We start from the raw sequence: 18,597 nt of genomic DNA, 5'->3' as shown, positions 1-18,597 counted from the left end.
CGGAGTCGCTGGTTAGATAGCTTTCGCGAGCAGGCTCGCTCCCACACGATCCAGATTCACTGAAGATCAAATGTGGGAGCGAGCCTGCTCGCGAATGGCCACACCGCGATTCAAACCCTTCAACCTCTGGAAACCGGCAAAGGCGCAAACAACGCCTCGATATCACTCTGTTCGAGTTTGAATCCGCCCGTCGTGCCACCCTCCAGTACCGCCCCGGCCAGCGCAGCCTTCTCCTGCTGCAACGCCTGGATCTTCTCTTCGACGGTGCCTTTGGCAATCATCTTGTAGACGAACACCGGATTGTTCTGCCCGATCCGATACGCCCGATCAGTCGCCTGATTCTCCACTGCCGGGTTCCACCACGGATCGAAGTGAATCACCGTGTCCGCCGCCGTCAGGTTCAGACCAGTGCCCCCGGCCTTGAGGCTGATCAGGAACAACGGCACCTTGCCGCCCTGGAACTCCCTCACCGGCGTGCGCCGATCGGTGGTGTCGCCGGTCAGCAACGAGTAGGCAAGCCCGCGTTGCTGCAACTCCTGCTCAATCAGCGCCAGCATTGAGGTGAACTGCGAGAACAGCAGAATGCGCCGACCTTCGCCGAGCAGTTCTTCGAGCATCTCCATCAGGCTGATCAGCTTGCCGCTGCCCGAGCGCAACGCCTTCGCCGTCAGCGGCATATTGACCAGGCGCAGATCGCAGCAGACCTGGCGCAGCTTGAGCAGCGCATCGAGGATGATGATCTGACTGCGCGCCACGCCGCTGCGGGCGATTTCGTCGCGAACCTTTTTGTCCATCGCCACGCGCACCGTTTCATAGACGTCGCGCTGACCATCGCTGAGCTCGACCCAATGGATGATTTCGGTTTTCGGCGGCAACTCGGTGGCGACCTGATCTTTCTTGCGCCGCAGCAAAAACGGCTTGATGCGTGCGGTCAGGTGCTGCATGCGCTGCACATTGCCGTGCTTTTCGATCGGCGTGCGGTAATCGCGGTTAAAGGATTTGCTGTCGCCGAGCCAGCCGGGCATGAGGAAATGGAACTGCGACCACAGCTCACCGAGGTGGTTTTCCAGCGGCGTACCGCTCAGACACAAGCGCTGACGGGCCTGCAAGTCACGGGCGGCCTGGGCGGCTTTGCTCAGCGGGTTCTTGATGTTCTGCGCTTCGTCGAGAATCAGCACGCTCCACGACTGCGGCTGCAAGATTTCCAGATCCCTGGGCAGCAATGCGTAAGTGGTCAGCACCAAGTCGTATTCGCCCAGATTGGCAAAGTCCTTTTGCCGCCCGGTGCCGTGCAGCGCCAGGACTTTCAACTGCGGCGTGAAGCGCTCGGCTTCGTCGAGCCAGTTGGGAATCAGGCTGGTGGGCATCACCGCCAGTGCCGGACAGTCCAGGCGCCCGGCGTGTTTCTCCGTGAGCAGATGCGCAAGGGTCTGCAAAGTTTTGCCCAGGCCCATGTCATCGCCCAGAATGCCGCCGACCTCCAGCTCGCGCAGGGTCTGCATCCAGTTCAGGCCTTCGAGCTGATACGGACGCAGTTGCGCATTGAGGCCGGCCGGCGCAGCAATGTGGGCGTGACTGGAATTCTGCAGACGCTTGGCAAAAGTGCGCAGACGTTCGCCGCCCTGCCAATCCAGCGGCACGCCATCGAGCATACTCAGACGCGCGGCGTCTGGAGCGGTCAAGCGCAGCGCATCACCCTGATGGCCGCCCAGGTACAACTCGCCCAGCGTCGCCATCAGCGGTTTGACCCGACTCAGCGGCAACGCGACTTTGGCGCCCGCCGGTTCGCCAAAACCGCTGGGCTTGAGCTCGATCAGGAGCTTTTCATCATCGCTGCGCTGCGCCAGATTGACCGGGTCGAGCAAGCGCGGCTGGGTCCGCAACAGGTGCAGAAGGATCGGCAGCAAGCTGTAGCGTTCGCCGTTGACGACGATACCCAACTGCAGATCAAACCACTGATGCGTGGCCTCTTCTTCGACCTCGGCATACCACTGTTCAACCGGTTGTACATCGAAATGGAAACCGGGACTGATCTCGATTTTCCAATCTGCGGCGCGCAGTGTGGCCAGCCCTTCGTGCATGAACCCGAGCCAGGCGGAATCATCCGGCAAGGTAAACATCTCGCCGGGACGATCCATGCCGCTCTTGCGCGTGGCTTTCTTGAAGCCATGTTTTTGCAGGTTCTGGCGCAGCTTCTTTTCCAGCGCCGGTTGACGCTGAATGCGCTGGGTTTCGCTGCCGTTGAGGATCATCACTTCCGGGTTGCGGTCCACCGCCGGATGACCGTTGTAGGTAAACAGCAGAGCGGCGCGGTGTTCCAGCACATATTCCCAGCGCGAGCGCTCTCGACCGCTGACCAGGGTCAGTTGCGGCTGCGGCAGCACGTCATCGATGATCCGCTCGGTGAGCTTGTGCGGTGGCGCAATTTGGGTCGCCGCGCTCATGCGATGGCTGAACTGCATGGCCTGACGCGCCGGAATGTCTGGCGCCAGGGTCAAATGGCAGGCGAGCTTCTCTTCCAGCTCAGTGAACAGCGGGCCAACCTGGCGCTGCTCACGATCAAGGTAATAAAGCGGCTCCAGCGCCAGCACGGTTTCCTGCGCGGCTTCGGCACTGCTCCATTGCGCGCGGAATCCGCCGCCAGCTTGCTCGGCCCAAGAGAACTGACCGACGCGTTTCGCCCCCGGCGTCAGCGCTCGCAGGTCTTCGAAGTCGAGGAACAGCCGCGAAGTACGCAGGAGCATTTCCAGCAGTTCAGCGCCGCTGCTGCCTTCCAGCGGATAGCCGCTGTAATAGGCGTGATGGGAATGCATGGCGACCAACAGCCGGGCGATGCGCAGATCCAGCTCGGACAGGTAGCCGGGCTGGCGCATGAGCATTTCCGCGAGCGAGTACATCGGTTTGACTTCGCGTAACTCGCCGCTCTTGAGCTGGTAGACCTTGAAAATATCCAGCAGCCACTTGCCGTTCGCAGACGTCGGTTTGAGCTTGTAAAACAGACGCGTGCCTGCGGTTTGCGCACTTTCTTCAGCGGGCTTGGCCGGCACGGGAATTGTCGAAAGCCAATGCTCCAGCGCTCGTCCCAACGGGATCTGTGCATCACCTCCAGACGCATCCTCGCCAGTGCCCAGAAGGTGATAGAGCACCGCTGCGCTGTGCTTGCAGTCGATTGCAACAGGACAGCTGCACAGGCAACGCAGGTTTACCGATCCCAGCCGATCTTCGGACAGATAAATGCTTTGCTCATACGCCTGAAGTTGCGAGCCGACGCAGAACGCCTCTATCTTCCTGTCATCGATCTCGAGGATCTCGACCCGGTCATCGGCGGCATAAGCGCGGGCCTTGGCCAACGCCTTGCTACTGAATGCGTGGGTCCATGTCAGCCCTTTGAGCCGCTCGATGAAAATGCTCATGGACAGTCCTTAGCTGGCCAGCACCCGGGCCAACGTTGATTTCACCTTGCCCATGCCGTCGTGCAGGGCCTGCTCGATTTCGGCCATGGTGATCACTTCGGAGGTCTTGCCGGCTGCAGGATTCACCACCAGCGCCAGACAGGCGTAATCCAGATCCAGCTCGCGGGCCAGCGCGGCTTCCGGCATGCCGGTCATGCCGACGATGTCGCAGCCGTCACGCTCCAGTCGCACGATCTCGGCGACCGTTTCCAGACGCGGTCCCTGGGTGCAGGCGTACACGCCTTGATCGCTGAATTCGCAGCCTTCGGCGGCGACTGCTGCAATCAATTGCTGACGCAACGGCTCGCTGTAGGGAAAGCTGAAATCGATGTGGGTGACGTGTTCCAGATCATCGGCGAAATAGGTGTGCTCGCGCCCACTGGTGTAGTCGACGATCTGGTGCGGCACACAGAAATGCCCGGTGCCCATGGCCGGATGAATCCCGCCAACGGCATTCACCGCGATGATCGCTTCGGCACCCGCCTGCTTCAGCGCCCAGAGGTTGGCGCGGTAGTTGACCTTGTGCGGCGGGAAACGATGCGGGTGACCGTGACGGGCGAGGAACAGCACTTCCTTGCCGGCGTATTCACCAATCTGCACCTCGGCCGATGGTGCGCCGTACGGGGTGTCGACTGCCAGCGACTGGCGAATGCTCAGGCCTTCGAGCTGAGTCAGGCCAGTGCCACCGATGATTGCGTAAACGGTCATAACGAAAAATCCTTAATCGATCAGTTGAGCGTCTTTGAGCGCGCCGAGGGCGGTGAGCCAACGCGGGTCCTGACGATAATCGGTGCTGGCGAAGGCCTGCCCGCGCATCTTCGCGATGCGCGCGGAAGGCTTGACCTTCATGCGCTGCGCCGCGCTGAGCGCCAGCTCGGCTGCCGCACGGTCGTTGCATACCAGCCCCATGTCGCAACCGGCACTCAGCGCGGCCTCGATGCGGCTGGCAGCGTCGCCGACCACGTGGGCGCCGGCCATCGACAGATCATCGCTGAAGATCACGCCGTCGAACTGCAACTCGCCACGCAAGATCCCCTGCAGCCAGCGTCGGGAGAAACCGGCGGGCTGCGAGTCGACTTGCGGATAGATGACGTGGGCCGGCATGACGGCGGCCAGCTGCTTGCTCAAACGGGCAAAGGGCACCAGATCATTGGCACGGATTTCGTCGAGACTGCGCTCGTCGTTCGGAATCGCCACATGGGAGTCGGCTTCGGCCCAGCCGTGTCCCGGGAAATGCTTGCCGGTGGCGGCCATGCCCGCGCTGTTCATGCCGCGAATGAATGCACCGGCGAGCAAGGCTGCGCGCTCGGGATCGCCTTCGAATGAACGGGTACCGACCACAGCGCTGCGCTGATAGTCCAGATCCAGCACCGGGGCGAAACTCAGGTCGAGTCCGACCGCCAGCACTTCGGTGGCCATGATCCAGCCGCATTGCTCGGCGAGATACTCTGCATTCGAGTTATCGGCTATGGCGCGCATCGCTGGCAGACGGACGAAACCCTGACGCAGACGCTGCACGCGCCCGCCCTCTTGATCCACCGCCAGCAGCAGATCCGGGCGAATCGCGCGGATCGCGGCGCTGAGTTCGCGCACCTGGCGAGGATGCTCGATATTGCGGGCGAAAATGATCAGGCCGCCCACTTCGGGCTGACGCAACAATTGGCGATCTTCGGCCGTCAGCCAGGTACCGGCGACGTCCACCATCAACGAGCCTTGCAGGCCAGCAGTCATAGAGATTCCTTGAAAACGAAAAACCCGATCTGCTTGCATTCGCTACCGAGGGCATTGCCCGGACGGTCAGCAGAATTCATGCAGATCGGGTTCAGTACGAGAGTCGGCATGGCCGGCTAGCTTAGCGGATACCAGCTGCCGCGCCCACCCGTGCGCGGTCAAACCTTGGCGGCGACCGGCATGGATTTGCTGCGCGGACGCAATTGCGCGCTGGCCATGGCTGTATCGGTGACGCCGCTTTCGGCGCGCATGCCGGCAGCGAGGAAAGGCACCATCAGGCGCATCACTTGTTCGATGGAAGTATTGACGCCGAAATCGGTCTCGGCAATCGCGCGCAAGGCCTTGATCCCGGACATGCTGAACGCAGCGGCGCCAAGCATGAAGTGCACGCGCCAGAACAGTTCGATCGGTGGAATGCGTGGCGCCGCTTCATTGACCAGCAGCATGTAGCGGCGGAACACCTTGCCGTACATGTCTTCCAGATAACGCCGCAAGTGGCCCTGGCTCTGGCTGAACGCGAGGCCGAGCAAACGCATGAAGATCGACAGATCATTACCGCTGCGAGGCTGCACGACGAGCGCTTGCTCGACGAGAATTTCCAGCAACTCCTCGAGGGTCGGCTTGTTCTCAGGCTTGGCCTGACGGCGCTCCAGCTCTTTATCGAGGCTCACGCAGAACGGGCCGAGGAAGCGCGAGAACACGGCCTGGATCAGCGCCTTTTTCGAGCCGAAGTGATAATTCACCGCAGCCAGATTGACGCCAGCCTTGCTGGTGATCAGACGCAATGAGGTTTCAGCGAATCCTTTCTCCGCGAACAACTGCTCGGCAGCATCAAGAATGCGTTCAACGGTTTCCGACTGGGCCATGGCTACTCCGCCTGACAAACACTTGTTTGAAACATACGTTTCAGCCTGTGCCTTGTCAAGCCTGCCGGTTCGTTTTGGGAATGGTCGGTCAGCTATTTAACCACACAAGGCGCCAGCATTAATAAGTGCTCTGCGCGACCGCTCGGCGGGCGGCAAAAAAACGCCCATTGCCAAGACCGCTTCACTGTATATAATCCCAGTCACTGTATAAAAAGACAGAGCGATCAATATGCTAAAGCTGACGCCACGCCAAGCCGAGATTCTGGCCTTTATCAAACGTTGCCTCGAAGACAACGGCTATCCGCCCACCCGTGCGGAAATCGCTCAGGAATTGGGTTTCAAATCGCCCAACGCGGCGGAAGAACATCTCAAGGCCCTCGCCCGCAAAGGCGCGATCGAGATGACCCCGGGCGCTTCCCGCGGCATCCGTATTCCCGGCTTCGAAGCCAAGGCCGACGATTCCACCCTGCCAATCATCGGCCGAGTGGCTGCCGGCGCGCCGATCCTCGCCCAGCAGCACATCGAAGAATCCTGCAACATCAATCCGACCTTCTTCCATCCTCGCGCCGACTACCTGTTGCGTGTGCACGGCATGAGCATGAAGGACATCGGCATCTTCGACGGCGACTTGCTGGCAGTTCACACTACTCGCGAAGCGCGTAACGGTCAGGTTGTGGTTGCCCGCATCGGCGACGAAGTGACGGTCAAACGCTTCAAGCGTGAAGGCAGCAAAGTCTGGCTGATCGCTGAAAACCCCGAGTTCGCCCCTATCGAAGTCGACCTGAAAGATCAGGAACTGGTGATCGAAGGCTTGAGTGTCGGCGTCATTCGCCGCTAAAGGAGGCTCCATGCAGTTCCCACACACACCTCAGCAAACACAACTGCCTTTGTTTGAAGCGTTTCTGGCGCAGCCGATAGCGCCGATCCTCAAAGACGTGGTCGAGCGTGACTGGAATGCCAAACCTGACGCCTTCAGTGAGCTATCACTGCGCGGTGCGGCCGGGAACTGCCTGAACCTGCTAGCGCCGATCCTGCGTGAATTGAGCGAGGATCAGGATGCGCGCTGGCTGACGCTGATCGCCCCACCCGCCAGTCTGACGCAAACCTGGCTGCGCGATGCCGGCCTGAACCGCGAGCGCATTCTACTGCTGCAACCGCGCGGCACTCAAAGTGCTCAGCAACTGGCGTGCGAAGCGTTGCGGCTGGGTCGCAGCCACACCGTAGTGACCTGGCTAAACCCGTTGAATGCCAATTCGCGGCAACAACTGATCAGCGCCGCGCGTACGGGCGAAGCTCAGAGCCTGAACATTCGTTTGGGTTGATTGATGGGTAATGCGCGCTGTGTGAAGCGCAGGGCTTCTCCAGGGACAGAGAAGCCGATCTGAAGCGCAAACGACCGAGAAAAGGCCAAAGCGTTGATCAATGAAGAACCCGCGGCCCCTCTTCCTTATCAAACTCGCCTTCAACCATACGACCCGCCATCTGCACGCCAACGCTCAACATCGCTTTGGCGATTTCAACGTGCTGGCCCTGCAGGAACGCTTTGGCATCCTCGGAGAAATCCAGCGTCACCAGAGAACCTTCGTCCTCAGCCCTGCGCAGTTCGATTCGGCCGTCTGGTAACTCGACAATTTCTAGAAAGGACGTTGGCATATAGGTCTGTTCTCCACGAAAGGCAGCGATTATATAGACATCATTCGAGCTTCGCTCAGGATCTTGACCAGCAGCATGTTTCAGATTGCCACTGCGCCAAACTACCTCAGCACTCGTTCAAGCCTTCCCGGAAACGCAGGGCCAGACCTTTGAGGTTCTGCCGCCAGCTCTCCAGCTCATCTCGACTGAGCTCTTCTGGCGCCTCTTCTTCATCAAGATTAATCGCTTGAATCAGCGGCTGCGTCACATCGCCTTTCGGCTTGCGTGGCGCCCTCGGTGGCTGAAACAGCGCTGCGTGCGCCGCCAGCAGTTTCGCCAGCCAGGTTTCCGGATTACCGGCCAGCTCGACCATTTCCGCCAGCTCCGGGATCGCTATCGATTCCAGCACTTCGCGCCTCAGCAACTCCTCTGCCCTCGGCGAATTGGCCTGCGGCAGACGATAAAAGCCGGCAATCTCATGACACAGGCCCAGCAGTGCGCCGTAGAGGTGAAACAAGGCCGACTCACGCCCGGCCTGGATCAGCGCCAGAGAATTCATCGCCCGCCCCTCTTCAGCACGAGCCAGAGCTTCGAGTGACAGGCCGGCGAAATAGATCTTCTGGTTGGTGCGGGTATAGAGTTCGTGGGCCATGACGGCAGCCTCCACAACGAAATAATTGCTTCACACAGGCCCGGCAGTGTCATGGATCAACCAATGCCAGCGCAAGCACAAAACAAAAAGGCCGCATGAAACCCTCAAGGTTTTCATGCGGCCTTTTCGCTGTTCAGACCAGCGCTTACTCGGCCTTGGCCTTTGCGCTGCGCTTGTCTTCAACAGTCCACTTGCCACCGTCGTAATACGCCTTCCAGCCTGTCGGCTTGCCGTCGACTTCGGTCTGCACGTATTGCTCCTTGGTCTTGCGGCTGTAGCGGATGACCGCTGGCAGACCGTCAGGATCCTTTTGCGGAGCCTCGCACAGGAAGTGGTACTTCGGATCGATCTCGTCCTTGTGCGGCAGAATCTCGATCACCAGCGGAGCGCGGGTCTCGCGGTTTTTCGGGAACTGACTGGCAGCCAGGAACAGGCCGGACGCACCATCGCGCAGGATGTAGGTGTCGTTGACCTTTTCGCATTTCAGCTCAGGCATCTTCACCGGATCCATCTTCGGCGGAGCCGCGTCACCGCTCTTCAGCAGTTTGCGGGTGTTCTTGCACTCCGGGTTGGTGCAACCGAAGAACTTGCCAAAACGGCCGGTCTTGAGCTGCATCTCGCTGCCGCACTTATCGCATTCCAGACTCGGACCTTCATAGCCCTTGATGCGATAGCTGCCTTCTTCGATTTCGTAACCGGCGCAATCCGGGTTGTTGCCGCAGATGTGCAACTTGCGCTTTTCGTCCAGCAGGTAGGCGTCCATCGCCGTGCTGCAGATTGGGCAGCGATGCTTGCCACGCAGGACCAGCGATTCCGATTCGCCCTCGTCGTCCGCTGCGATTTCATCGCCCGGCACCAGGTTGACGGTAGCCTTGCAGCGCTCTTTCGGCGGCAGGCTGTAGCCCGAGCAGCCGAGGAACACGCCAGTCGATGCGGTACGAATCTGCATCGGACGACCGCAGGTGGTGCACGGAATGTCAGTCATGACCGGCTGGTTGGCGCGCATGCCGCTGTCCGGGTTTTCCGCTACTTCGAGCTTCTTCTTGAAGTCGCCGTAAAACTCGTCCAGCACATTTTTCCAGTCGCGCTCGCCCTGCGCCACGTCATCGAGGTTCTCTTCCATGCCGGCGGTGAAGCCGTAGTCCATGAGATTGGAGAAGCTCTCGGACAGACGCTCGGTGACGATGTCGCCCATCTTTTCCGAGTAGAAACGACGGTTGTGCAGGGTCACATAACCGCGATCCTGAATGGTCGAAATGATCGCAGCGTAGGTCGAAGGACGACCGATACCGCGCTTTTCCATTTCCTTGACCAGGCTGGCCTCGGAGTAACGCGCCGGTGGCTTGGTGAAATGCTGCGACGGATCGAGCTTGATCAGCTTCATCACATCGCCCTGGGCCATGTCCGGCAGCACGTCATCATCGCCAGGCTTGGTAATCTGCGGCATCACCCGGGTGTAACCGTCGAACTTGAGGATACGGCCCTTGGCGCGCAGTTCGAAGTCGCCAGCGCCGACGCTGACGGTGGTCGACAGGTATTGCGCCGGCAGCATCTGGCAGGCAAGGAACTGGCGCCAGATCAGCTCGTACAGACGCTCGGCGTCACGCTCCATACCCGCCAGCTTGCTCGGCGTGGTGTTAGCGTCGGACGGACGAATCGCTTCGTGAGCCTCTTGCGCGCCTTCCTTGCTGCTGTAGACGTTCGGCGTTTCCGGCAGGTACTTCTTGCCGAATTCGTCCTCGATGTAAGTGCGCGCCATCGCCACGGCGTCGGCCGAGAGATTGGTCGAGTCGGTACGCATGTAAGTGATGTAGCCGGCTTCGTACAGGCGCTGGGCCATCATCATGGTTTTCTTCACGCCGAAACCGAGGCGGTTGCTCGCAGCCTGCTGCAAGGTCGACGTGATGAACGGCGCCGAGGGTTTGCTGCTGGTCGGTTTGTCTTCGCGCTTGACGATGCTGTAGCTGGAAGACTTGAGCTTCTCCAGCGCAGCCATGGCCTGGGCTTCGTTCAGCGGCTTGAAGGCTTCGCCTTTTTCGCGAGCGACTTCGAAACGCACGGTCGAGCCTTTGGCAGTGCCGAGATCGGCATGCACTTCCCAGTATTCTTCGGGATTGAACGCACGGATTTCGCGCTCACGCTCGACCACCAGTTTCACGGCAACCGATTGCACGCGACCGGCGGACAGACCACGGGCGATCTTGGCCCACAGCAGCGGCGAGACCATATAGCCGACGACGCGGTCGAGGAAACGACGCGCCTGCTGGGCGTTGACACGATCAATGTCCAGCTCGCCCGGCTCGGAGAAGGCTTCCTGGATCGCCTTCTTGGTGATCTCGTTGAACACCACGCGCTTGTAGCGGCTGTCGTCACCACCGATGGCTTCGCGCAGGTGCCAGGCAATGGCTTCCCCCTCGCGATCCAAGTCGGTTGCGAGATAGATGGTGTCAGCATCCTTGGCGAGCCGACGCAGCTCTTCGATGACCTTCTCTTTGCCGGGAAGGATCTCGTACTGGGCTTTCCAGCCGTGCTCGGGATCGACGCCCATGCGCGAGACCAGCTGCTTGCGCGCTTTCTCTTTCGGCGAGAGCACCGGACCTTCGCCCGCAGCAGCCTTGCCGCGCTTGGCGGCTGGCTCTTTGCTGGCGCTAGCCGAACCGCTGGTGGGCAGGTCTCGGATATGGCCGATACTCGACTTCACCACGTATTGGTTACCCAGATACTTGTTGATGGTCTTGGCCTTAGCCGGGGATTCCACAATGACCAGCGATTTGCCCATGGATCAGAAAATTCCTGAATTCTAGAAGTGAAAGGCGGTTGGCGCCTGACGCGGCACCGCTATATATAGTTGATACAAGGTGAGGTCAAGCGCAGGGTTGTCTGCGCAGTCGCCTCATGCCTTGTCAAAAATGCTCGGTTCGGCTTGCACCAAAGCAAAGCGCGGCACCTGCTCGCCGTCAACCTCGACTGACTCGACGAACATGCTCAGCGGGCGCACCCAATAGCCGTAATCGCCATACAGGGCTTGGTAAAAGACCACTTCTTCTTCGGTTTCGGAATGCCGCGCAACACTGAATACACGGTATTGCGGACCTTTGTAATGTTGGTAGAGCCCAGGTTGTATCGGCATGCTTCGGCCCTCACTGAAATCTTTTCAAAAATAAAGAAAAAAAACCCAAAAACAAAAACCGGGGCACTGGGCCCCGGCTTCCATCGACGAGACGCTTAAACGCGTTCGAAGACGGTGGAGATGCCTTGGCCGAGACCAATGCACATAGTGGCCACCCCGAAGGTGCCGCTATTCTGCTTCATCACGTTCAACAGGGTGCCGGAAATACGTGCACCGGAGCAACCGAACGGGTGACCCAGGGCGATCGCGCCGCCGTGCAGGTTAACCTTCTCGTTCATCTTGTCGAGCACTTTCAGATCTTTCAGCACTGGCAAGGCCTGTGCGGCGAAAGCTTCGTTGAGCTCGAAGAAGTCGATATCGTTGATGCCAAGGCCCGCACGCTTCAGGGCTTTTTGTGTCGCCGGCACTGGACCATAGCCCATGATCGCCGGGTCCACACCCGCCACTGCCATCGAACGGATCACCGCCATCGGCTGGATACCCAGGTCCTGGGCACGCTGCGCCGACATCACGATCATGCACGAAGCACCGTCGGTGATCTGCGACGAAGTACCGGCAGTCACGGTGCCGCCCTTCGGATTGAATGCCGGCTTGAGCGCCGCCAGACTTTCCAGGGTGGTTTCCGGACGAATGGTTTCGTCGTAGTCGTACAGTTTCAGGAAACCGTTCTCGTCGTAACCCTGCATCGGGATGATTTCGTCCTTGAACTTGCCTTCCACGGTTGCCTTGTGGGCCAACTGGTGGGAACGCACGCCAAAGGCATCCTGTTGCTCACGAGTGATGCCGTGCATCTTGCCAAGCATTTCAGCGGTCAGGCCCATCATGCCCGAGGCTTTCGCCGCGTACAGCGACATGTGCGGGTTCGGATCGACACCATGCATCATGCTCACGTGGCCCATGTGCTCGACGCCGCCGACCACGAACACGTCACCGTTGCCGGTCATGATCGCTTGCGCAGCGGTGTGCAGCGCGCTCATCGACGAACCACACAGGCGGCTGACAGTCTGGCCGGCCGAGGTGTGCGGGATCTGGGTCATCAGCGACGCCATGCGCGCGATGTTCCAGCCCTGCTCCAGGGTCTGGTTGACGCAGCCCCAGATCACGTCCTCGACTTCCGCCGGGTCGACCTTGCTGTTGCGTTCCAGCAGTTTGCTGATCAGGTGCGCCGACATGTCTTCGGCGCGGGTGTTGCGGTGCATGCCGCCCTTGGAGCGGCCCATCGGAGTACGACCGAAGTCGACAATCACGACGTCTCTAGGATTCAAGCTCATAAGTTCACTCTCACTCTAGTTGGGGGCGCTTAACCGAAGAAGCTCTGGCCGTTCTTGGCCATTTCGCGCAGCTTCGCGGTCGGGTGGTACAGCGCGCCCAAATCAGCGTACTGGTCAGCCAGGGCAACGAACTCGGCAACACCGATCGAATCGATGTAGCGCAGCGCACCGCCACGGAATGGAGGGAAACCGATACCGTAGACCAGACCCATGTCGGCTTCGGCGGCGGTTTCAACAATGCCGTCTTCCAGGCAACGCACGGTTTCCAGGCACAGCGGGATCATCATCCAGTTGATGATGTCTTCGTCAGTGACTTCGCGCTGCTCGTAAACGATCGGCTTGAGCACTTCGAGTACCGACGGATCGGCGACTTTCTTCTGCTTGCCTTTCTTGTCGGCCTCGTAGGCGTAGAAGCCCTTGCCGTTCTTCTGGCCCAGGCGTTTGGCTTCGTACAGCACGTCGATGGCCGAACGACGGTCATCCTTCATGCGGTCCGGGAAACCTTCAGCCATCACGTCACGACCGTGGTGACCGGTGTCGATGCCGACCACGTCCATCAGGTACGCAGGACCCATCGGCCAGCCGAATTTTTCCATGACCTTGTCGATACGCACGAAGTCGACACCGGCGCTGACCAGCTTGGCGAAACCGCCGAAGTAGGGGAACAGCACGCGGTTGACCAGGAAGCCCGGGCAGTCGTTGACGACGATCGGGTTCTTGCCCATTTTCTTCGCGTAGGCAACGGTAGTGGCGATGGCCAGTTCACTGGACTTCTCGCCACGGATCACTTCCACCAGCGGCATCATGTGCACCGGGTTGAAGAAGTGCATGCCGACGAAGTTTTCCGGACGCTTGAGGGCCTTGGCCAGCAGGCTGATGGAAATGGTCGAGGTGTTGGACGCGAGGATGGTGTCCTCTTTGACCTTGTCTTCGACTTCAGCCAGCACCGCTTGCTTGACCTTCGGATTCTCGACCACAGCTTCGACGACCAGATCGACGTGACCGAAGTCGCCGTACGACAGCGTCGGACGAATGCCGTTGAGCACTTCAGCCATCTTCGCAGCGGTCATGCGACCCTTGTCAACGCGGCCGACCAGCAGCTTGGCGGCTTCGGCCAGACCCTGCTCGATACCGTGCTCGTTGATGTCCTTCATCAGGATCGGCGTGCCTTTGGAAGCCGACTGATAAGCGATACCGCCACCCATGATGCCGGCGCCCAATACGGCAGCCTGCTTCACGTCTTTGGCGATTTCGTCGTAGGCCTTGGCCTTTTTCTTCAGCTCCTGATCGTTCAGGAACAGGCCGATCAGGCTCTGCGCAGCAGAGGTCTTGGCCAGTTTGACGAAGCCTGCAGCTTCCACTTCCAGCGCTTTGTCGCGACCGAAGTTCGCGGCTTTCTGGATGGTCTTGATCGCTTCAACCGGCGCCGGGTAGTTCGGACCGGCCTGGCCAGCCACGAAACCTTTGGCAGTTTCGAAAGCCATCATTTGCTCAATGGCGTTCAACTTGAGTTTTTCAAGTTTCGGCTGACGCTTGGCCTTGTAATCGAACTCGCCGGAGATGGCGCGCTTGATCAGCTCGAGGGCAGCTTCCTGCAATTTTTCAGGGGCGACTACGGCGTCGACGGCGCTGACTTTCAGCGCGTCTTCCGGGCGGTTTTCCTTGCCGGCGGCAATCCACTCGATAGCGTTGTCGACACCGATCAGGCGTGGCAGACGCACGGTACCGCCGAAGCCCGGGTAGATGCCCAGTTTGACTTCCGGCAGACCAATCTTGGCCTTGGTGGACATGACGCGATAGTCAGCCGCCAGGCACATTTCCAGACCGCCACCGAGGGCGATGCCGTTGATGGCCGCGACGGTTGGCACGTTGAGGTCTTCGAAATCGCTGAAGATCTTGTTGGCTTCGAGATTGCCAGCAACCAGCTCGGCATCCGGCAGCTTGAAGTTGTCGACAAATTCGGTGATGTCGGCGCCGACGATGAATACGTCCTTGCCGCTGCTGACGATCACGCCCTTGATCGAAGCATCTGCCTTGATGGTGTCTACGGCCTGACGCAGTTCGTTCAGGGTTAGACGGTTGAACTTGTTGACGGACTCACCCTTGAGGTCGAATTTCAATTCGACGATGCCACTTTCAAGAGCTTTAACCGTGATGGCTTTACCTTCGTAAATCATCAACTGATCTCCACGATATGGAAGCTGAACAGTACACGTCGGACGCAGGCTTATGGCTCAGAAGGACGCTTTGCTCGTCGATACTGACACCGTCCGCCTGGCACACCCGCCAACGCGATAGTCGGGATTCTGTAGGAGCAGTCTGTAAGACAAACGCTCAATTCATACGCCCGTTTGATTCGGGTACGTCACCTTCACGGAATTTCTGACAATTGTCAATCGCCCTAAATTCGGGCTGAAATGCGACTTTGCGGTCATTTCTGCATCATGATGAGCAGCAACACCCGTCTCGATGTTGAGCCATTCATAGAATCAATAGTTAGAAAAGTCGCCCTAATTTCCGGCGAGCCCCGTTCAGAAGGCTACGCTGGGTGGACTGCGGGGAATTTGCCGAGGCGATCAGAGCGCCCCCTGTAGAAAAGGATTACCGGCCTGCCTGGCCAACCCGCCCGACGAATCATGTCGGGCTTTTTATTGCGCGTCTGCCGGACGTTTCACACCGTTGCAGTGAGAAAAGTCCCCGCATCACGCCAGCGCTTTCAGGGTCGCGTCGATATCCTGCAGAACCGTCGCCTCGCCCTTCTCGCCCCAGTACAAGGCGATCATCTGCTTGTCCGCTTCGATCTTGAAAACATTCCCCGGCAATTTTTCGAAATAATCGAGCAGGGTCCGGTCATCGCAGACTTCTTGCCATTGATTGACCCACACGCCCGGGGATTTCTGCCAATAGGTCCAGCACGCCGGTTGACTGCCCCGCCGGGGCCGGTGGTACTGGGCGCAGGGATTCGGCGGCTCCGGCAGCAGCCAGTGCGGCCACTCCTGCGGCGCCAGCTGCATCGCCAGGCCGATGCGTCGCGCCTCCATGCGCAGGGCCATGCGCCCGCTCTGCGAACGCGATGGGCGCAACCATGCCAGTGGACTTAAAACTACCAGCAGGATTGACACCACCAGCCAGACCGTCATATCTGTACTCCCGATTTTTGATGAGCCCATTGTGTCACTTGCGAACCAATGCGCTTGAAACCAGCCATACTTACCAATATCGAACCCTCAGGAGGAGCACCTCATGCCCTACCACCACATACTGGTCGCCGTAGATCTGACCGAAGAGTGCGATCCTGTGATCCACCGCGCCCGCGAGCTGTCGGTGAGCAACGCTGCCAAGTTGTCGCTGGTGCATATCGTTGAACCAATGGCCATGGCCTTCGGTGGCGACGTGCCGATGGACCTGTCACAACTGCAACAACAGCAGTTCGATCAGGCCAAGGAGCGTCTTGAAAAACTCAAATCGAAATACCCCGAACTCGAAGGCGCCAATTGCCATCTGACCTACGGCCAGCCACGCCAGGAAATCCATCATTTCGCCAAGGAACAAGCGTGCGATCTGATCGTGGTCGGAAGCCATGGCCGTCATGGCCTGGCACTGCTGCTCGGCTCGACCGCGAATGACGTTCTGCACGGCGCGCCATGCGATGTACTGGCGGTGTACCTGGTCAAACGCTGATCTGTCTTGCAATTTGTGGGAGCGAGCCTGCTCGCGAATACGTCGGCACATTCAATATGAGTGCTGCCTGACACACCGCTTTCGCGAGCAGGCTCGCTCCCACAGGTGACCTGCTCCCGCCTGTAGATCGCGTTACATATGAAAAGCCCGGCGCTCATCACTGAGCGCCGGGCTTTTTCACATCAGCAGCAATCAGGCATCCAGCTCGGCCCAACGCTCCACCAACGCATCCAGCTCGGCCTGCAATTGCTCCAGCGAAGCAATCACTTTGGCCGTTTCCGCCGGCGGACGCTGGTAGAAACCGGCTTCAGCCATTTCCGCCTCAACCGCGGCGATCTGCTGCTCCTTGGCGTCGATGTCGCCCGGCAAGGCTTCCAGCTCACGCTGCAGCTTGTAGCTGAGTTTCTTCTTGGCAACCGGAGCGGCAGCGGCAGGCGCAGCCACCGGAGCCGGCTCAGCGGTAACCACCGCCGAATTCAGGTCAGCCTTGCCCGACTTGCTTTCAGTCACGCCCAACAGACGCGGCGAGCCGCCCTGACGGATCCAGTCCTGATAGCCGCCGACATATTCACGAACCTTGCCTTCACCTTCGAAGACCAGGGTGCTGGTCACCACGTTATCGAGGAATGCCCGGTCGTGGCTGACCATCAGCACGGTGCCGTTGAAGGTCAGCAGCACTTCTTCGAGCAGCTCGAGGGTTTCCACATCGAGGTCGTTGGTCGGTTCGTCGAGTACCAGCAGGTTCGCCGGTTTGCTGAACAGCTTCGCCAGCAACAGACGCGCACGCTCGCCACCGGACAACGCCTTGACCGGCGTGCGTGCACGCTGCGGGCTGAACAGGAAGTCGCCGAGATAGCTCAGCACATGGCGGCTCTGCCCGTCGATGTCGATGAAGTCGCGACCTTCGGCGACGTTGTCGATCACGGTTTTTTCCAGATCCAGCTGATGGCGCAACTGGTCGAAGTAGGCGACGTCGATACGCGTGCCCTCTTCCACTTTGCCGCTGGTCGGTTGCAGACCGCTGAGCATCAGTTTCAACAGTGTGGTCTTGCCGGTACCGTTGGCGCCGAGCAGACCGATACGGTCGCCGCGCTGCAGGACCATGGAGAAATCCTTGATCAGGAACGGCCCGCCCGGGTGCGCGAAGCTCACGTTCTCGAGCACCATCACCTGCTTGCCGGATTTGTCCGCGGTTTCCAGCTGGATGTTGGCCTTGCCGGTACGCTCGCGACGCTCACTGCGCTCAACGCGCAGGGCTTTCAGCGCGCGCACACGACCTTCGTTACGAGTGCGGCGGGCCTTGATGCCCTGACGGATCCACACTTCTTCCTGAGCCAAACGCTTGTCGAACAACGCGTTGGCGGTTTCTTCAGCGGCCAGCGCAGCTTCTTTGTGCACGAGGAAACTGGCGTAGTCGCCGTTCCAGTCGATCAGCCCACCGCGATCCAGTTCGAGGATGCGCGTGGCGAGGTTTTGCAGGAAGGAACGGTCGTGCGTGATGAACAGCACGGCGCCCTGGAAATCCTTCAGCGCCTCTTCGAGCCAGGCAATCGCACCGATGTCCAGGTGGTTGGTCGGTTCGTCGAGCAGCAGCAGGTCCGGTTCGGATACCAGCGCCTGCGCCAGCAGCACGCGACGACGCCAGCCGCCGGACAGCTCGGCGAGGGTCTTGTCGGCCGGCAGTTGCAGGCGGCTCAGGGTGCTGTCGACCAGCGTCTGCAAGCGCCAGCCATCACGGGCTTCGAGGTCGTGCTGGACATGCATCAGCTTGTCCAGATCAGCGTCGGTGACGATGTTCTGGCTCAGGTGATGGTATTCGGCGAGCAAGGCGCCAACACCGTCGAGGCCTTCAGCGACCACGTCGAATACCGTCCGGTCGTCGGCCACTGGCAATTCTTGCGGCAATTCGCCGATTTTCAGACCGGGGGCACGCCACACCGAGCCGTCATCGGGCTTCTGGTCGCCCTTGACCAGTTTCATCATGCTGGACTTGCCAGTGCCGTTGCGGCCGATGATGCACACCCGCTCACCACGGGCGATCTGCCAGGACACCTTGTCCAACAACGGCATAGCGCCGAACGCAAGGGACACATCGCTGAATTTGAGCAGGGTCATGAGCTTCTCCAAAAACCGGGCGCGCATTCTACCTGACTTGAGGCTTCAGCAGGCCGGCAATTTGTCT

General features: G+C 59.7%; 15 protein-coding genes. 3 read left to right on the top strand and 12 right to left on the bottom strand.

The window, feature by feature from the left end; genetic code table 11:
• Positions 1 to 119: 119 nt before the first annotated feature.
• The 4 genes from KVG85_RS02870 to KVG85_RS02855 form a co-directional block, all read right to left on the bottom strand.
• Positions 120 to 3,413 carry a DEAD/DEAH box helicase gene (locus tag KVG85_RS02870; protein WP_217862929.1) on the bottom strand — a complete coding sequence of 1,098 codons (3,294 nt, stop codon included), beginning with the start codon at positions 3,411 to 3,413 and terminating at the stop codon, positions 120 to 122.
• A gap of 9 nt (positions 3,414 to 3,422) precedes the next feature.
• Positions 3,423 to 4,160, bottom strand: a complete 738-nt coding sequence (locus tag KVG85_RS02865; protein ID WP_217862928.1) for an S-methyl-5'-thioinosine phosphorylase — start codon at positions 4,158 to 4,160, stop codon at positions 3,423 to 3,425.
• 12 nt (positions 4,161 to 4,172) lie between these two features.
• The gene (nagZ, locus tag KVG85_RS02860) at positions 4,173 to 5,183 is read right to left on the bottom strand and encodes a beta-N-acetylhexosaminidase (RefSeq protein ID WP_225926622.1); all 1,011 of its coding nucleotides are present in this window, start codon (positions 5,181 to 5,183) and stop codon (positions 4,173 to 4,175) included.
• A gap of 158 nt (positions 5,184 to 5,341) precedes the next feature.
• The gene (locus tag KVG85_RS02855; RefSeq protein WP_217862927.1) at positions 5,342 to 6,049 is read right to left on the bottom strand and encodes a TetR/AcrR family transcriptional regulator; all 708 of its coding nucleotides are present in this window, start codon (positions 6,047 to 6,049) and stop codon (positions 5,342 to 5,344) included.
• A 229-nt stretch (positions 6,050 to 6,278) separates the two neighbouring features.
• On the opposite strand from KVG85_RS02855, the gene lexA reads away from it, so the two are divergent.
• Together lexA and sulA are read left to right on the top strand one after the other, a co-directional pair.
• Positions 6,279 to 6,887 carry a transcriptional repressor LexA gene (gene lexA / locus KVG85_RS02850; RefSeq protein ID WP_016775490.1) on the top strand — a complete coding sequence of 203 codons (609 nt, stop codon included), beginning with the start codon at positions 6,279 to 6,281 and terminating at the stop codon, positions 6,885 to 6,887.
• Positions 6,888 to 6,897: 10 nt separating this feature from the next.
• Entirely contained in the window at positions 6,898 to 7,371 is a 474-nt protein-coding gene (sulA, locus tag KVG85_RS02845) for an SOS-induced cell division inhibitor SulA (protein WP_041477346.1), read from the top strand.
• Between the two features lie 97 nt (positions 7,372 to 7,468).
• Here the strand turns inward: sulA and KVG85_RS02840 are convergent, their stop codons facing one another.
• The 7 genes from KVG85_RS02840 to KVG85_RS02810 form a co-directional block, all read right to left on the bottom strand.
• Positions 7,469 to 7,702: a hypothetical protein gene (locus KVG85_RS02840; protein ID WP_003226592.1), complete on the bottom strand. Its 234-nt coding sequence runs from the start codon at positions 7,700 to 7,702 to the stop codon at positions 7,469 to 7,471.
• Between the two features lie 106 nt (positions 7,703 to 7,808).
• Positions 7,809 to 8,333, bottom strand: a complete 525-nt coding sequence (locus KVG85_RS02835; protein ID WP_095182364.1) for a DUF6586 family protein — start codon at positions 8,331 to 8,333, stop codon at positions 7,809 to 7,811.
• A gap of 145 nt (positions 8,334 to 8,478) precedes the next feature.
• Positions 8,479 to 11,112, bottom strand: a complete 2,634-nt coding sequence (gene topA, locus KVG85_RS02830) for a type I DNA topoisomerase (protein WP_217862926.1) — start codon at positions 11,110 to 11,112, stop codon at positions 8,479 to 8,481.
• A 114-nt stretch (positions 11,113 to 11,226) separates the two neighbouring features.
• Complete coding sequence (locus KVG85_RS02825; protein WP_217862925.1) at positions 11,227 to 11,463, bottom strand: DUF1653 domain-containing protein; 237 nt, start codon at positions 11,461 to 11,463, stop codon at positions 11,227 to 11,229.
• 95 nt (positions 11,464 to 11,558) lie between these two features.
• On the bottom strand, positions 11,559 to 12,734 hold the full coding sequence (fadA, locus tag KVG85_RS02820; protein ID WP_016775495.1) for an acetyl-CoA C-acyltransferase FadA: 1,176 nt from the start codon (positions 12,732 to 12,734) through the stop codon (positions 11,559 to 11,561).
• A 29-nt stretch (positions 12,735 to 12,763) separates the two neighbouring features.
• Positions 12,764 to 14,911 (bottom strand): fatty acid oxidation complex subunit alpha FadB, encoded by a 2,148-nt coding sequence (fadB, locus tag KVG85_RS02815; protein ID WP_024013640.1) that lies wholly within the window; start codon positions 14,909 to 14,911, stop codon positions 12,764 to 12,766.
• 525 nt (positions 14,912 to 15,436) lie between these two features.
• A complete protein-coding gene (locus tag KVG85_RS02810; protein WP_217862924.1) occupies positions 15,437 to 15,874 on the bottom strand; it encodes a hypothetical protein in 438 nt (145 codons plus the stop codon).
• A 103-nt stretch (positions 15,875 to 15,977) separates the two neighbouring features.
• On the opposite strand from KVG85_RS02810, the gene KVG85_RS02805 reads away from it, so the two are divergent.
• Positions 15,978 to 16,415, top strand: a complete 438-nt coding sequence (locus KVG85_RS02805) for a universal stress protein (protein WP_217862923.1) — start codon at positions 15,978 to 15,980, stop codon at positions 16,413 to 16,415.
• A gap of 192 nt (positions 16,416 to 16,607) precedes the next feature.
• Here the strand turns inward: KVG85_RS02805 and KVG85_RS02800 are convergent, their stop codons facing one another.
• On the bottom strand, positions 16,608 to 18,530 hold the full coding sequence (locus KVG85_RS02800) for an ATP-binding cassette domain-containing protein (protein ID WP_039760799.1): 1,923 nt from the start codon (positions 18,528 to 18,530) through the stop codon (positions 16,608 to 16,610).
• Positions 18,531 to 18,597 lie beyond the last annotated feature (67 nt).

It is taken from the genome of Pseudomonas triticicola (assembly GCF_019145375.1).
In the GTDB taxonomy this organism is placed as follows: Bacteria; Pseudomonadota; Gammaproteobacteria; order Pseudomonadales; family Pseudomonadaceae; genus Aquipseudomonas; species Aquipseudomonas triticicola.
The sequence above is the reverse complement of the archived record's forward strand: the minus strand, read 5'-3'. Positions and strand labels throughout refer to the sequence as shown.

What these genes read in the sequence shown, in the direction of transcription:
- KVG85_RS02810 (WP_217862924.1), bottom strand. Translation starts at nt 15,874, where the DNA reads ATGACGGTCTGGCTGGTGGTGTCAATCCTGCTGGTAGTTTTAAGTCCA.
- KVG85_RS02805 (WP_217862923.1), top strand. Translation starts at nt 15,978, where the DNA reads ATGCCCTACCACCACATACTGGTCGCCGTAGATCTGACCGAAGAGTGC.
- KVG85_RS02800 (WP_039760799.1), bottom strand. Translation starts at nt 18,530, where the DNA reads ATGACCCTGCTCAAATTCAGCGATGTGTCCCTTGCGTTCGGCGCTATG.
- KVG85_RS02835 (WP_095182364.1), bottom strand. Translation starts at nt 8,333, where the DNA reads ATGGCCCACGAACTCTATACCCGCACCAACCAGAAGATCTATTTCGCC.
- topA (WP_217862926.1), bottom strand. Translation starts at nt 11,112, where the DNA reads ATGGGCAAATCGCTGGTCATTGTGGAATCCCCGGCTAAGGCCAAGACC.
- KVG85_RS02825 (WP_217862925.1), bottom strand. Translation starts at nt 11,463, where the DNA reads ATGCCGATACAACCTGGGCTCTACCAACATTACAAAGGTCCGCAATAC.
- KVG85_RS02855 (WP_217862927.1), bottom strand. Translation starts at nt 6,049, where the DNA reads ATGGCCCAGTCGGAAACCGTTGAACGCATTCTTGATGCTGCCGAGCAG.
- sulA (WP_041477346.1), top strand. Translation starts at nt 6,898, where the DNA reads ATGCAGTTCCCACACACACCTCAGCAAACACAACTGCCTTTGTTTGAA.
- lexA (WP_016775490.1), top strand. Translation starts at nt 6,279, where the DNA reads ATGCTAAAGCTGACGCCACGCCAAGCCGAGATTCTGGCCTTTATCAAA.
- KVG85_RS02870 (WP_217862929.1), bottom strand. Translation starts at nt 3,413, where the DNA reads ATGAGCATTTTCATCGAGCGGCTCAAAGGGCTGACATGGACCCACGCA.
- KVG85_RS02840 (WP_003226592.1), bottom strand. Translation starts at nt 7,702, where the DNA reads ATGCCAACGTCCTTTCTAGAAATTGTCGAGTTACCAGACGGCCGAATC.
- nagZ (WP_225926622.1), bottom strand. Translation starts at nt 5,183, where the DNA reads ATGACTGCTGGCCTGCAAGGCTCGTTGATGGTGGACGTCGCCGGTACC.
- fadA (WP_016775495.1), bottom strand. Translation starts at nt 12,734, where the DNA reads ATGAGCTTGAATCCTAGAGACGTCGTGATTGTCGACTTCGGTCGTACT.
- fadB (WP_024013640.1), bottom strand. Translation starts at nt 14,911, where the DNA reads ATGATTTACGAAGGTAAAGCCATCACGGTTAAAGCTCTTGAAAGTGGC.
- KVG85_RS02865 (WP_217862928.1), bottom strand. Translation starts at nt 4,160, where the DNA reads ATGACCGTTTACGCAATCATCGGTGGCACTGGCCTGACTCAGCTCGAA.